Source organism: Sphingomonas sp. Leaf34, from assembly GCF_001421805.1.
Classification (GTDB): Bacteria; Pseudomonadota; Alphaproteobacteria; order Sphingomonadales; family Sphingomonadaceae; genus Sphingomonas.
In genome coordinates, this window is sequence record NZ_LMLC01000003.1 from 641,277 (window position 1) to 657,241 (window position 15,965).

General features: G+C 65.7%; 8 protein-coding genes. All 8 read left to right on the forward strand.

Going from position 1 to position 15,965, the window contains the following annotated elements:
• Window positions 1–6: 6 nt before the first annotated feature.
• Window positions 7–2,952: a TonB-dependent receptor gene (locus ASF00_RS11465; RefSeq protein WP_055878666.1), complete on the forward strand. Its 2,946-nt coding sequence runs from the start codon at window positions 7–9 to the stop codon at window positions 2,950–2,952.
• A gap of 44 nt (window positions 2,953–2,996) precedes the next feature.
• Window positions 2,997–4,550: a tryptophan halogenase family protein gene (locus ASF00_RS11470; protein ID WP_235525766.1), complete on the forward strand. Its 1,554-nt coding sequence runs from the start codon at window positions 2,997–2,999 to the stop codon at window positions 4,548–4,550.
• Window positions 4,551–4,585: 35 nt separating this feature from the next.
• Entirely contained in the window at window positions 4,586–6,190 is a 1,605-nt protein-coding gene (locus ASF00_RS11475; RefSeq protein ID WP_055878667.1) for an alpha-amylase family glycosyl hydrolase, read from the forward strand.
• Window positions 6,187–7,716, forward strand: a complete 1,530-nt coding sequence (locus ASF00_RS11480; protein WP_082463384.1) for a tryptophan halogenase family protein — start codon at window positions 6,187–6,189, stop codon at window positions 7,714–7,716. The genes ASF00_RS11475 and ASF00_RS11480 overlap by 4 nt, the downstream gene beginning before the upstream one ends.
• Entirely contained in the window at window positions 7,713–10,214 is a 2,502-nt protein-coding gene (locus ASF00_RS11485) for a glycoside hydrolase family 31 protein (protein WP_055878670.1), read from the forward strand. The genes ASF00_RS11480 and ASF00_RS11485 overlap by 4 nt, the downstream gene beginning before the upstream one ends.
• Before the next feature lie 632 nt (window positions 10,215–10,846).
• Entirely contained in the window at window positions 10,847–11,635 is a 789-nt protein-coding gene (locus ASF00_RS11495) for a Crp/Fnr family transcriptional regulator (RefSeq protein ID WP_082463385.1), read from the forward strand.
• Window positions 11,636–12,068: 433 nt separating this feature from the next.
• Complete coding sequence (locus ASF00_RS11500; protein WP_055878939.1) at window positions 12,069–13,751, forward strand: ShlB/FhaC/HecB family hemolysin secretion/activation protein; 1,683 nt, start codon at window positions 12,069–12,071, stop codon at window positions 13,749–13,751.
• 55 nt (window positions 13,752–13,806) lie between these two features.
• Window positions 13,807–15,965: two-partner secretion domain-containing protein (locus tag ASF00_RS11505; protein ID WP_055878678.1), on the forward strand; the 2,159-nt coding region annotated here is incomplete at its 3' end.

A 15,965-nucleotide genomic window follows, 5' to 3' on the forward strand; every position in this document is an offset into this window, starting at 1 on the left:
GATGTCATGAACCAGTTTGAACCGAGCCGCGCCCGCGCGAAGACCGCCTCGCCTTGCGCCCGGCGCAGCCGCCTCACGCGGTGCGCCAGCGCCACCGCGCTCGCCGCCGCCCTGATCCTGCCGAGCCATGCCGTGTTCGCGCAGGTCGCGCCGTCGACCACGACGCCCGGCACCGCAAACGCCAATCCAACCGCCGCCGCACAGGTCGAGGCGGTGACCACCGTCGCCGATCCGACCCCGCAACCAGCCGACGCGGTACCCGCAGCGCCACAGGACGACGCGTCGGGCAGCGGTGACATCGTCGTCACCGGCATCCGTGCCAGCCTCGCATCCTCCGCCAAGATCAAGCGCGAGTCGGTGCTGATTGTCGACTCGGTCTCCGCCGAAGACGTCGGCAAGCTGCCCGACGTGTCGATCGCCGACTCGCTTGCCCGTCTGCCCGGCGTCACCGCACAGCGCCTCGAGGGTCGCGACCAGCGCCTGTCGATCCGCGGCCTCGGCCCCGATTTCTCGACCACGCTGCTCAACGGCCGCGAGCAGGTCACCGTCGGCGACAATCGCGGCGTCGAATATGACCAGTACCCGTCGGAATTCTTCCGCAACGTCAATGTCTACAAGTCCGCCGACGCGTCGCTGATCGCGGCGGGCATCTCGGGCACGGTCGACCTGCGCATGCTGCGCCCGCTGGATCAGTCGAACCGGGTGTTCGCGATCAATGCGCGCGGGCAGATGAACGGCATCGACAATCTGAACCCGGATTCGTCGCGGTACGGCTATCGCGCGTCGGCGACCTATGTCGACAAGTTCCTCGACAACACGCTGGGCGTCGCGATCGGCGTGTCCGCCACGCAGACCCCGTCGCAGGACGAGCGCTACAATGCCTGGGGCTATGCCGGCAGCGGCACCGCCGCCTCCCCCTATGTGCTGGGCGGCGCCAAGCCCTATGTGCAGTCGAACGAGCTCAAGCGCTACGGCGCGGTCGGCACGGTCGAATGGGCGCCGTCGGACAATTTCCACTCGACCTTCGACGCGCTCTATTCGCATTTCGAGGAAACGCAGCGGCTGCGCGGCATCGAATTCCCGCTCGGCTTTTCCGATCCGACGCAGAGCGGCCTTACGATTGCCGACGGGTTCGCGACGGCGACCACCTTCACCAACGTCTTCGCGGTGCAGCGCAACGACTATAACCAGCGCAAGGCGGAGAACCTCTCGCTCGGCTGGAACAACGACCTCAAGCTGACCGACAGCATCCACCTCAACGTCGATGCTAGCTGGAGCAAGGCGAAGCGCACCGACTTCCTGCTCGAGACCAACACCGGCACCGGCTTCGCCAAGAGCGGCGCCGCCGATCGCGTGACGGTCACGCAGAACGGCAACGGCACCTACAAAATCGTGCCGACGCTCGACTACACCAACACGAACACCTTCAAGCTGACCGACCCGCAAGGCTGGGGCAACAACGGTACGACCGCGGTCGTCCAGGCGGGCTTCCTCAACCAGCCGAGCTTCAAGGACGACCTCAAGTCGCTCCGCGCCAGCCTGAACGGCGAGTTCGAGGGCAGCGTCGTCAAGGGCTGGGAGGTCGGCGCCAACTATAGCCGTCGCGAGAAGACCAGCGCTTACACCTCCTACTTCCTCTGCCCCAAGGGCGCAGGCACGGGCTGCACCGTGACGAGCGGCACGCCCACCAGCCTGGCGGTCCCGACCGACGCGTTGCTCGGCAAGAACATCGCGCTCGACTATCTCGGCATCCCCGCGATGCTGACCTATGACCCGCTGGCGGTGTACGCGAACGCACTGACGCCGGCGTTCGACAATCGTCCGTCGGCACTGGTGCGCGACAACCGCGTGATCGAGAACGTCTATACCGGCTATGCGAAACTCAACATCGACGGCGAAGTGGGCGGCAAGGCGCTGAAGGGCGCGCTTGGCGTGCAGGTCATCCGGTCCGACCAGCGCTCCGTCGGGCAGATCGCGAGCGTCGTGAACAGCGTGGTCACGATCGCGCCCGCCGACCAGACCGAGAAGTACACCGACATCCTCCCCTCGGGTACGCTGTCGGTCGAGCTGATCGACGGCGGCTATGTGAAGCTGGGTGCGTCGCAGACGATGGTTCGTCCGCGTCTCGACCAGGAGCGCGTGACGCAGGACGTCAGCATCAACCTGCCGAACATCGGTCGCACGCCGGCGGGGCTGTTCCCGGTCTTCTCGTCGACCGGCGGCAACGTCGCGCTGCGCCCGTACAAGTCGATCAACATGGACATCTCGACCGAGAAATATTTCGACGGCGGCGGCTATGTCGCGCTGTCGGGCTATTTCAAGCGACTGACCGACTTCGTCGATCCGAACAACAGCTATGCGTTCGACTTCACGTCGCTGCTGGGGGCGCTGACCCCGGCGCAGCGCGCGACGGTGCTCGCGGCCGGCCAGAACATCGGCAACGTCAGCGCACCCGCCAACACCGGTCGTGGCGAAGTGCTGGGCGTCGAGGCGACGCTGTCGTTGCCGTTCAAGAAGCTCACCAGCGCGCTCGACGGGTTCGGGATGTTCGTCAGCGGCAACTATACCGACTCGACGATCAAGTTCGCCAATTCTCCCGAACCGATCACGCTGCCCGGCCTGTCCAAGTGGACCGGCAGCGGCACGGTGTATTTCGAGAAATGGGGCTTTCAGGCGCGCGCCAACTATCGCTACCGCTCGTCGTTCCTGGCGGAGGTCGCGGGGCTGTCGGCGACGCCGACCTATCGCACCGCCAAGTCGGAAGGCATTCTGGATGCGCAGATCGGCTATGAGTTCCAGGAAGGCGTGCTGAGGGGCTTCTCGATCCTCGCGCAGGCGAAGAACCTGACCGACCGGCCGTTTGTTACGTACCAGAACGACGACCCGCGCCAGGTGATCGACTACCAGCGCTATGGCCGCGATTACTATGTTGGCATCACCTACAAGTTCTGATGCCGATAGCGGGGCGGTTGATGCCGCCCCGCGCTTGCTCCGCAATGGCGGCACCTGACGGTTTCGAGGCGGGGACGCAGACGATGGCCAATCACCCTTTGCGTATCGTGATAGCCGGCGGCGGTACCGCCGGCTGGATGGCGGCGGCGACGTTCGCGCGGTTTCTGGAGACCGGATACGAGATCGACCTGATCGAGTCCGATGCGATCGGCACGGTCGGTGTCGGCGAGGCGACGATCCCGCAGATCCACCTGTTCAACGATGCGCTCGGGCTCGACGAGGGTGCGTTCCTCCGTGCGACCGGCGGTACGTTCAAGCTCGGCATCGAGTTCGTCGACTGGTTCAAGCCGGGCCATCGCTACATGCATGCGTTCGGCGATGTCGGGCGCGATGTCGGGCTATTGCCGTTCCACCAATATTGGCTGCGCGCGCGGTCGCTCGGGCTTGCCGGCGATCTTGGTGCTTATTCGCTGAACACGCATGCCGCGCTGGCTGGACGGATGCAGCGTGGACCTGCGCGCACCGCCCGCACGCTGCCGTCGATGCCGTACGCTTATCATTTCGATGCGGGCCTCTACGCGCGCTATCTGCGGCGCTATGCCGAGACGCGCGGCGTCAACCGGATCGAGGGGAAGATCGTCCGCGTGACGCGCGACGGCGAGAGCGGCGATGTGTCCGGGCTGGTGCTCGAGAACGGCACGACCGTCGCTGCTGACCTGTATATCGACTGCACCGGGTTTCGCGGGCTGCTGATCGAGGAAGCACTCGGCACGGGGTATGAGGACTGGACGCACTGGCTGCCCTGCGATCGCGCGATCGCGGTGCCGTCTGCGCGCAGCGAAAAGTTCACACCGTACACGCGCTCGACCGCGCATGGCGCCGGCTGGCAGTGGCGGATCCCGTTGCAGCACCGGACCGGCAACGGCGTCGTCTATTCGAGCGCGCATTTGAGCGAGGATGAGGCGACCGCGACGCTGCTGCGCGGGCTCGACACGTCGGCGATGGCCGATCCGCGCACGATCACGTTCCGCACCGGTCGCCGCAAGCGGATGTGGAACCACAATGTCGTCGCGCTGGGACTGGCGGCAGGGTTCATGGAGCCGCTCGAATCGACCAGCATCCACTTGATCCAGTCGGCGGTCGCGCGGCTGTTAAAACTGTTGCCCGGCCGCGTCATCGCCGAGGTCGATCGTGCCGAGTTCAACCGCCAGAGCGACTTCGAATACGAGCGCATCCGCGACTTCATCATCCTCCACTACAAGGCGACGGCACGCGACGACACGGCGTTCTGGCGCGCATGCCGCGACATGGCCGTCCCCGATACGCTGGCCGCCAAGATCGAACTGTGGCGCGGCAACGGCCACATCGTGCGCGAGCATGAGGAGCTGTTCACCGAAGTCGGCTGGCTGCAGGTGCTGGCCGGGCAAGGCATCGTGCCGGACGGCCATCACCCCCTGGCGGACGCGATATCCACCGCGGACCTGGGCGAATTCATGGACACGATCGACAAACTGAACGCGCGCGAGGCGAACCAGATGCAGGATCATGCCGCGTTCGTCGCCCAGCATTGCGCCGCGGCGCCGAGCCTTGCGGCATGACCGTCGCTGACGCCCCCCTTCTACGATCGAGACCGATGACCGCTACCGAGACACCGACGACGCCCTGGTGGAAGGGCGCCACGATCTACCAGATCTATCCGCGCAGTTTCGCCGATGCGAACGGCGACGGGATCGGCGACCTGAACGGCATCACTGCGCATCTCGACTATGTCGCCGCGCTCGGCGTCGATGCGGTGTGGCTGTCGCCGTTCTTCACCTCGCCGATGAAGGATTTCGGCTATGACGTGTCGGATTACCGCGACGTCGATCCGATCTTCGGCACGCTCGACGATTTCGACGCGCTGATCGCGCGCGCGCATGCGCTGGGCCTCAAGATCATCATCGACCAGGTCTATTCGCACACGTCGGAGGAGCATGACTGGTTCCGCCAGAGCCGCGCGTCGCGCAGCAGCGACAAGGCGGATTGGTATGTCTGGGCGGATGCGAAGCCCGACGGCACCCCGCCCTCGAACTGGCAGTCGGTGTTCGGCGGCCCGGCCTGGACGTGGGATGCGCGGCGCGGGCAATATTACCTGCACAATTTCCTGAAGGACCAGCCACAGCTCAACGGCCACAATCCCGCGGTGCAGGACGCGTTGATCGGCACGGCCAAGTTTTGGCTGGATCGCGGCGTCGACGGCTTCCGCCTCGATGCGATCAACTTCGCGATGCACGACCCCGAACTGACCGACAATCCGCCCGCGCCCGCGACCAACCGCGCGCGCACGCGGTCGTTCGATTTCCAGCTGAAGCTGCACAACCAGAGCCATCCTGATATCGTCGGCTTCATCGAGCGGATCCGCGCGCTGCTCGACGCGCATGGCACCGGGTTCACGGTCGCCGAAGTCGGCGGCGACGACAGCGACCGCGAGATGAAGCTGTTCACCGGCGGCAACGGGCGGCTGAACAGCGCGTACGGATTCGACTTCCTCTACGCGGACCGACTGACGCCCGAGCTGATCGTCGACGCGGTCGGCAACTGGCCCGATACGCCGGGGCTGGGCTGGCCGAGCTGGGCGTTCGAGAACCACGATGCGCCGCGCGCGATCTCGCGCTGGACGACGCCCGACCGGCGCGAGGCGTTCGCTCGGATGAAGATGCTGCTGCTGGTCGCGCTGCGCGGCAACATCTTCCTGTACCAGGGCGAGGAGCTGGGGCTCACGCAGGTCGACATCGCGTTTGCCGACCTGCTCGATCCCGAGGCGATCGCCAACTGGCCGCTGACGCTGTCGCGCGACGGCGCGCGCACGCCGATGCCGTGGATCGGCGCGGCAGCGGATCTCGGGTTCGGCAGCACGCGGCCCTGGCTACCGTTCGGCGAGGATCACCGGGCCATGGCAGTCGACGTGCAGGAGGCCGACGCGACGTCGCTGCTGCACTGGACCCGGATGCTGATCGCCGCGCGGAAAGCGCATCCGGCACTTCGGACGGGCGGCCTGCGGATCGTGCACAGCGACGACGCGGTGATCGCGTTCGAGCGCGTGTGCGACGACGAGACTATGCTGTGCGCGTTCAATCTGGGCGAGCAACCGCGCGACTGGCCGACCGGGATCGCGACCTATGGCGAGAGGCTGTTCGCCACCGAGGGCGCCGACACGACGAGCCTGCCGGCGCTGTCGGGGCTGGTGCTGCGGCGGTGATCGACGGGCTCGGCCAGCACATCGTCATCCTCGGCGGCGGCACCGCCGGGTGGATGACCGCGTGCCTGATCGCGCATCGCTGGCGTGCACGCGGCATGCGAGTGACGCTGGTGGAGAGCCCGGAGATCGGCATCGTCGGCGTCGGCGAAGGATCGACGCCGCAGCTGAAGCACTTCTTCGACACGCTGGGCATCGCCGAGAACGCGTGGATGCCCGCGTGCGACGCCACCTACAAGCTCGGGATCGGGTTCGAGGGCTGGTCGGACCGCGCCGGGTACGACCGTTATTTCCACCCCTTCCCGACCGCGCTCGACGGCCACACCGCCCCGCAATTCTTCTACAACACGCGCGCGCTCCGGACGGGCCGCGATGTCGAGGCGCATCCCGACCGGTTCCTGCTCCCCGCCCGCCTCGCCGCCGCGCACTGCGCGCCGCAGCCCGCCGAGAGCTTCCCGTTCGAGGTAAGCTACGGCTATCATTTCGACGCGTACAAGGTCGGCGCGTTCCTCGCCGCACATGCCACCGGGACACTCGGCGTCGCCCATCTCCAGCGCCGGATCGCCAGCGTCGAGCGCACCCCGACCGGCCAGATCACTGCGCTGATCGATACCGATGGCGTGCGGATCGCCGGAGATTTCTTCGTCGACGCGAGCGGGTTTCGCAGCACGATCTTCGCGGCGCTCGACGTGCCGTTCGTCAGCTATGCCGACACGCTCTTCAACGACCGTGCGGTGGTGATGCCGACCGCGCATGCCCCAGGCGCGCCGATCCCCAGCCAGACCCGCGCGACCGCGCTGTCGGCGGGCTGGGCGTGGCACATCCCGCTGACCAGTCGAAACGGCAACGGCTATGTCTATTCCAGCCGCCACCTGACCGAAGCACAGGCCGAGGCCGAGCTGCGCGCGCATGTCGGCGCCGAGGCCGGCGAAGCCCGCCACCTGAAGATGCGCGTCGGTCGCGTGCGCGACAGCTGGTCGCACAACGCGCTCGCGGTCGGGCTGGCGCAGGGCTTCCTCGAACCGCTCGAAGCGACCGCGCTGCATCTGGTGATCGCCACCGTCGAGGCGTTGCTCGACGGAGTGGACGGGGGCGGCGCGACCGATGCGGTGCGCAGCGCGTTCAACACGCGGATCGCCGCACGCTATGACGGGGTCCGCGATTACATCGTCGCGCATTACCGGCTCAATCAGCGCCACGACGATCCGACCGGTTATTGGGCGCAAGCGCGCGGCATCGAAGCGCTGTCAGACGAGCTGAAGATGCTGATGTCCGCCTGGTTCACCGGCGCCGACATGGTCGCGGCGATCGATCGCGCCGGGCTTGCCCGCTATTATTCCGCGATCAGCTGGCACTGCCTGTTCGCGGGCTACGGCACCTTCCCCGAGCCTGCGCGGCTGATCCCGCCCGGTGCGGATATCGACCCGGTCGCCATGCCCCGGATCGACGATTTCCTGACCCGATGCGCGATGAATTTCGGGTTGCACGCCTCTCGTCTCCGCCCCGCGGACCTCAAGGATTTTGCATGAAACATATCGCCCTCCTGCTCGCCGCCACCGCCGGCCTGTGCAGCGTCCCCGTCCAGGCGCAGACGACCACGCTCGCCGCCCCCACGCTCACCCCGCGCACTGACGGCGTCGAGGTTCGTGCCGGCGCGATGACCATGCGGATCACCGCGATGACCGACGGGCTCGTCCGCGTCCGCGTCGCCAAGAACGGCGCGTTCGCCGAGGATGCGAGCTGGGCGGTGACCGCTGCGACCCGCAAGCAGGCGACCAAGGTGACCGCGGCCCCCGACGGCTTCACGACCGCCAGCGTCCGCGTCCGCATCGGTGCGGGCGGCGCGATCACGTTCGAGACGCTCGACGGCAAGATCATCTCCGCCGACGCCGCCCCCGTCGCCACCGACGGCAAGGCGTTCACGATCGCCAAGACGCTGCCGATCGCCGAGCATTTCTACGGCCTTGGCGACAAGACCCAGGGGCTCGACCGCCGCGGCCACGGCTTTGTCGACTGGAACACCGACGCGTTCGGGTTCAGCAGCGCGGACGATCCGATCTACAAGTCGATCCCGTTCTTCATCGGCACGGGGGGAGCCGGCGGCAGCTACGGCATCCTGCTCGACAACACCTATCGCACCTGGTTCGATTTCGGCCACCGCGACGCCGAGACGCTCTCGTTCGGCGGCCCCGACGGCCCGATCGACTATTACTTCATCGCCGGCCCCTCGATGGCCGAGGTTACTAGGCGTTATGCCGACCTGACCGGCCACGCGCCGCTCGCGCCGAAATGGGCGCTCGGCTATCAGCAGTCGCGCTACAGCTATGGCAGCGCCGACGAGGTCCGCCAGATCGCCGCCCGCCTGCGCAGCGACCGCGTGCCGACCGACGTGATCTGGCTCGACATCGGCTATCAGGATCGCAACCGCCCGTTCACGACCGACGCCAAGACCTTCCCCGACCTGCCCGGTCTCGCCACCGAGATGAAGGCGGACGGGATCAGGTTGGTCGCGATCACCGATCTGCACATCGCCGCGGTCGAGCAGGGCTATGCGCCGTACCAGAGCGGCATGAAGGCCGACGCGTTCATCAAGAACGCGGACGGTACCCCCTATGTCGCGCCGGTCTGGCCCGGCCCGTCGGTATTCCCCGACTTCACCAAGACTGCCGCGCGCACCTGGTGGGGCGAGCAGTATAAGGGGTTCCTCGACGCAGGGATCGCCGGCTTCTGGAACGACATGAACGAGCCGGCGATCTTCGAGACGCCGACCAAGACGATGCCGCTCGACACGCGCCACCACATCGACAGCGACGATTTCGCAGGCCGGATCACCGACCACCGCGAGGCGCACAACGTCTACGGCATGCTCAACACGCGCGCGACCTATGACGGGCTGCTCAAGCTGCGCCCCGACGAGCGCCCGTTCGTGATGACGCGCGCGAGCTATGCCGGCGGGCAGCGTTATGCGGTGACCTGGACCGGCGACAACAGCGCGACCTGGGATCATCTGAAGCTGTCGGTGCAGCAGATCATCAACCTCGGCCTGTCGGGCTTCGGCTACAGCGCCGCCGACGTCAGCGGGTTCGCAGGGGGCCCGAGCCCCGACCTGCTCACGCGCTGGACCGAGATCGGCGCGTTCACGCCGGTGTTCCGCAACCATTCGGCGACGGGCACACCGCGCGTCGAGCCCTGGGTCGACGGCCCCGACCATCTCGCGATCCGCCGCCGCTTCATCGAGGAGCGGTATCGGCTGATGCCGTATTTCTACGCGCTGGCCGACCAGAATGCGCGGTTGGGCGATCCGATCATGCGCCCGGTCTTCTACGACTATCCGGCAGCCGCAAGCGCGTCGTGCGACCAGTCGATGGCGTTCACGCTGGGCAAGTCGTTGCTGATCGCGCCGCCGCCCAAGCCCGAATCGCCGCAGACCTATGACGTCTGCCTGCCCGCGGGGGGATGGTACGATTACTGGACCGGCCAGCGCGTCGGCACGCCCGAACCCGCCGCCGCCGGGCCGATCCAGTCGGCGACGCAGGCGGTACCCACCGTGCGGACGCTGGGGGACCGCGTGACCGAAACGCCGCGGCTCGATCACCTGCCGGTGTTCGTCCGCGCGGGCACGATCCTGCCCCGCCAGCCGCTGGTCCAGAGCACGAGCGAGACCCCGAACGGTCCGCTTCGCCTCGACGTCTATCCCGGCGCGGACTGCACGGGGACGCTGTACGAGGACGATGGCCGAAGCCTTGCGTACACGCGCCGCGGCTATTTCCGCCAGACGGTGCGCTGCACGATCACGCCGACCGGCCTGTCGATCGACTTCGCCAAGCCCGAGGGCGGCTTCAAGCCCTGGTGGAAGACGATCGCGGTGACCGTCCACAACTGGACCGGCGCCGGTGCGGCAATGATGAGGGGCAAGCGGGTCGAGAGCGTGCGGGATGCTACCATGGCGAATGCCATCGTGACGATCCCCGCGCAGCCCGGCGCCGGCGTGCTGGTCATCGATGGGCGCCAGGCTCGGACGGGGTAAGCCGGTCCGGTAACCGCCTGCTCAAGATCAGGGGTAGCGTGAAGGCTACACGAGGCGCATTCGGCTTGGACGCGTCGCCTTTTGCCGCTCCCTTTGCCAGGCTATGCCTGTGCGCTCCTGCTGGCGGAGGAGAATCGATTGGCGTCTGACATGACGACGGACGACTCGGACATGGTGGCGTGCGCCGCAACCACTTGCGTCGCGACAGCACGTAGGCGTGGGCGTCAGCCTGACCACGGCGCGACGACGCGAGCGCCGGCACTCCATTTTGTCGGCTTCCGCGGAGATGAATACTCCGCTGCGGTGCGCGTCTTTGGGCCGCCCGACTTCATCCATATCGGTTGGGACCGGTGGGCGAAACTAGAGGTCGTGCCCGGGGACACGGCGATCTTTGCCCGCGGTGATTTCGACGCTGCTCCCTCGCTATACAGCTACCCGGACGTCCACGAAACGTAACGTAAAATCGCCTAATCTGCATTTACGCATACGGAAGCCAAATGTAACAATGACTTGCGCCCCTAGCATAATATTACAATCTCACATGCGCCTAGTAACGAAATTTGATCTTAATCTGCCCTACTTATGATATAGAGGCGATACCGCTATCACGACTCGTTTGCAGATTTGCCGGAATGCCGCCCCTCTATCCTAGCGAAACCTTTGTCATTAATACAAAACTTGCACGCTTCTTTGACATCATGGCACTCAAGTCAACGCTTGATGAGGAGGATCGCCATGACGCGTTTAGACTGCCGCTGACCCGAAAGACGTTCAAGCCAGCAGGATATATCGTGCGACAAGGCGATATATCGGATTCGATATCGATCGTGCTTGAGGGCTATTGCTACGGACAGCGGGATGACGGCCAAGGCAAGTCGCAGATCGTATCGTTGGGGATTCCAGGCGATGCCGTTGGCATCGAGCATCTGTTCTTGCGGACCGCCGACCATGATACGCGCGCACTGACTGAAATCGAGGTGGCGATCATACCATTGGTTGCCGTCCAGCAACTCGCGCTGCGTCGGCCCGCGATTGCGCAAGCTTTGGGGATCCGACAGGCGATCAACAACGCGATCGCGCGCGAGTGGCTGGTCAATATCGGCGGCAGGGACGGCTTACGGCGCGTGTCGCATTTTCTGTGCGAATTCGCGGTCCGTAGCGATGCCTGGGAACGCGTCACCAGCGCCGGCTATGAATTGCCGATGTCGCAGGAACAGATCGGCCAGGCGACCGGATTAACGGCCGTACACGTCAATCGTATGCTGAAGACGCTGCATACAGCAGGGCTGATCGAACGAAGCTGGCGTTACGTCCGGTTTTCAAACTGGGAAGGTCTACAGGATATCGCCGACTTTTCAGTCGATTACCTGCATTTCGGTCGACAGGTCGATACACCAGCACGCGCAACCCAGCCTACCTAAAATCGCTACGAATCATGTGGAATCCAGGCCAGATCGCGCCAATTGTCTTGCGACAGGATTAACCAAGGACTCCGCTCCCGAAATACTTCACGTGTCGCCCCGCCGGCAAAACACTTTATTTTTGCGCTTATTGTAACTTTTTGACAGCGTTACGGTCGATTTTATCTTGCGTTAAACGGTCAAGACTTACATATGTTAAGAGAAATTCGGAGCAGGCCAAACACCGCGATCCTCGCGACCGGCCCACGCTCTGCGCCTGTTAAGACGTCACGTCGGCTTTCCGACTGCAGTGGAACGCGGCAGAGATCGCCCACTGCGAACGACTAAGGTTTCGCCCGTACTTCGGGCTTCCTCGACATTCCCATCCTAACGGCTCCCGCTGTCGCGGATGGGAGATTCGTGCCTTCCATCCGCGGCGACTTTCGAGGTGTTCATGTATAAGTCGACCCTATGGGTGGCCGCGCTTGCGGCCGTGAGCCCGGCTGCCCTGCTGGTTTTGCCGCAATCGGCGCTAGCGCAGGTTCCCGTCGGCGCGGGTGGACAGCTCCAGCAGATCCCGCCGACCCCGCTGGACGTGACCCCTGACCCGAATTTCGGGTTCGAGCGCAAGACACCCGTTGTCGTCGCCGCGTCCGGTGGCCCCAAGACGCTCGTCCGGTCGCTAAGCGTGACCGGTGCGACGCTGTTTCCCGAGGCCGACCTGATCGCCGCCACGGAGTTCGTGCCGAACAGCGAGCTCGATCTGTCAGACCTGAAGATGCTCGCGGCGAAGATCACCGCTTATTACACTAGCCGCGGCTATTTCGTCGCGAACGCCTATCTTCCGGAACAGGATGTCCAGAGCGGCGCGGTCAACATCGCGGTGATCGAGGGGCGCTTTGGCGCGATCGGCGTCAAGAATGAGTCGCGGCTGTCGGACGGCGTGGCCAACGGTATCCTTGCCGGGCTCGACGTCGGCGATCCAGTTGCGGTTGCGCCGCTCGAACGTCGCCTGCTGATGCTGTCGGACCTGCCGGGCGTACGCGTGAAGTCGACGCTTAGCCCCGGCACCGCGGTAGGAACGTCTGACCTGCTCGTCGACATCACCCCCGGCCAGAGCATCACCGGCAGCGTCGAGGCCGACAATGCCGGCAATCGCTACACAGGCGCCTACCGCGTTGGCGGGTCGGTCAACTGGAACAACCCGACCGGCTCGGGCGACGTGCTGAGCCTGCGCGCACTTACGTCGTTCTCCGGGCTCGCCTATGGCCGCGCATCATACCAGGCGCCGATCGGCCAGGTCACGCTGGGCGTCGCCTTTGCACATCTCGACTATTCGCTCGGCAAGGAATTCGACAGCCTCGATGGCAGCGGCAATGCCGACGTCGCGAGCGTCTATGCCAGTTATCCCCTGATCCGGTCGCGCAACAACAATCTTTATCTGACCATCGGCGGCGACGCGAAATGGTTCGAGGACAGAATTGGCATCGTCGATGTCACGACGTATCGCCGCGCGCAGGTGATTACCGCCGGACTCAGCGGCGACGAACACGACACGCTGCTCGGCGGGGGGTGGAGCGCGTATTCGCTCAGCTATTCGGTCGGCAATCTCGACATTCGCGGCGCGTATGAGCGTTCGATCGACGCACTCACGGCGCGCACCAACGGCCGCTATGGGAAGCTGCAGTTCAGCTTCGCGCGGTTGCAGACGATCGCCGGACCGCTGTCGCTGTTCGCGTCGGCGCGCGGCCAGATCGCATTCAGCAACCTCGACATTTCCGAGCGGATGGAGCTTGGCGGCGCCTATGCGGTGCGCGCCTATCCCGAGGGCGAGGCGTATGGCGACCAGGGCTATGTGGCCACCGCCGAGGCGCGCCTGGCATTACCGCAGGTCGTCCCCGGCGCGCTCCAGCTGTTCAGCTTCGTCGACGTCGGCGAGGTCGATTTCGTCAAGCACCCGTATTTCGACGGATCGAACCACGCGAAGCGCAGCGCCTATGGCGCCGGCCTGAGCTGGGCTGGACCATATGGGATCGCCGCCAAGGCGACCTATGCGCGCAAGCTCGGCAACGAGGATGCGACGTCCGCCCCCGACAAGTCGGGTCGCGCCTGGTTCCAGCTTTCGAAGACCTTCTGACTGCGCAAGCACCTCCCCAATTTTGCGGCCATCCGCCGCCACAAGGATACCGCATATGACCCCCATCCCCGCATCCATCAGAAATATCAGGCGCTCCGCCCCTGCGGTCACTCGCACACGGCGCGGGGGCCTGTTCGGGACGACCGGGCTGGCGCGATTCGCGTGGCTGATCGGCTTCAGCCTTGCCGGCACGATGGCAGCGCGCCCGGTCGAGGCGCAAACGCTGCCAACCGGTGGCGAGGTTGTCGCGGGCCAGGCAAGCATTGCAGCCGGCAGCAAGTCGCTGACCGTGACGCAGACCAGTGACCGTGCGGCGATCAATTGGCAGTCTTTCTCGATCGGCAAGGGCAATAGCGTCGTCTTCGACCAGCCGACCAGCAGCTCGGTCGCGCTGAACCGCGTGCTCGGCGCGGACCCGTCCGTCATTCTCGGCAACCTGTCCGCGAACGGGAAGGTGTTTCTGGTCAACGCGAACGGCATCCTGTTCGGCCAGACCGCGAACGTGAACGTCGGCGGTCTGGTCGCCTCGACGCTGAACATCTCCGATGCCGATTTCCTCGCGGGCAAAAATACCTTTGCCGGCACCAGCAACGCATCAGTGCAGAACAGCGGCCGGATCACTGCGAAGAACGGCTATGTCGCGCTGCTTGGCGCGAACGTCGGCAACAGCGGCACGATCAAGGCCAATTTCGGCACCGTCGTGCTGGCGGGGGGCGAGGCGATCACGCTCGACGTGGCGGGTGACGGGCTGCTCAACGTCGCGGTCGACAAGGGTGCGGTCGGTGCGATGGTCCGCAACGGCGGGCTGATCCGCGCCGACGGCGGCAAGGTCGTGATGACCGCGCAGGGCGCGGGCGATCTGCTCCATACCGCGGTCAACAACACCGGCATCGTCGAGGCGCGCACGTTGCAGAACCGTGGCGGCACGATCCTGCTGCTCGGCGACATGAAGACCGGCACCGTCAGTCTCGCCGGCACGCTCGACGCGAGCGCTCCGGTCGGTGGCAATGGCGGTTTTATCGAAACGTCGGCGGCCACCGTCAACGTTGCCGACACCGCTAAGGTCTCGACCTTCGCACGGGCCGGCGCGACTGGCATGTGGCTGATCGATCCACAGGATTACGTGATCGGCGCGGGCGGCAATATCTCGGGCGCGACGCTGTCGGCACAGCTGGTGACGACCAGCATCACCATCAGCACGATCCCCGCGGCGGGCGATACGACCACCGGCAATGGCGACATCTTCGTCAACGATGCGGTGGCGTGGACCGCGTCGGGCGTACCGACGACGCTGACGATGAACGCGTTCCGCGACGCCAATATCAATGCGCCGATCACCGCGACCAATGGCAACATCGTCGCGTGCTGCGGCCGCGACGTGAACGTCAATGCGGCGCTGACCACCACCAACGGCAGCATCCTGCTGAATGCCGGGCGCAACGTGCAGGTGTTTCATGCGATCACGACGACCGACGGCAACATCGCGTTGTGTGCGGGCCATGACGTGATGATCGACGCCGCCGTCACGCTGACCCGCGGCACGACGATCCCCGCGCAGAGCCTCGGCCTGCCGGTCGGGCTCACGCTGATCGCAGGTTCGGACGGCACCGGGCCGGGCGTCAACGGCGGCACGATCGTATTCTCCGCATTGTCCCCGCCGACCACGGTCACAGCGGCGCCGGTATCGATCAACTACAACCCGGTTTCTTACACCACGCCGACCGACTTCTCGACCGAGTTCGTACTGACCGAAGGCGCGGCGATCACCCAGCGCATGCTGCTCTTCCCGACCGCACAGAAGGTCGCCGATGGCACCAATGCGGTGGTGCTGAGCGGCTTCAACACCAACGGTACCTCTGGCACGCCGACCGGCGTATCGCTGGTCGCAGGTCCGAATGCGACCGCGACATTCGATAGCACCGGCGAAGGCACCGGGATCGGCGTCAGCTTCAGCGGCTACACTCTGACCGGCGCCAACGCGGATCAGTACGCGCTGGCGAGTTCGTGCTGCGTCGCCGGGTTCCGGACGACAGGGACGATTACGGCTGCGGCGCCTGCTCCAGCTCCAGCTCCAGCGCCCGCTCCGGCTCCAGCTCCGGCGCCCGCTCCAGCTCCGGCACCCGCACCAGCTCCGGCACCCGCACCAGCTCCGGCACCCGCACCAGCTCCGGCACCCGCCCCAGCTCCGGCACCCGCCCCAGCTCCGGCACCCGC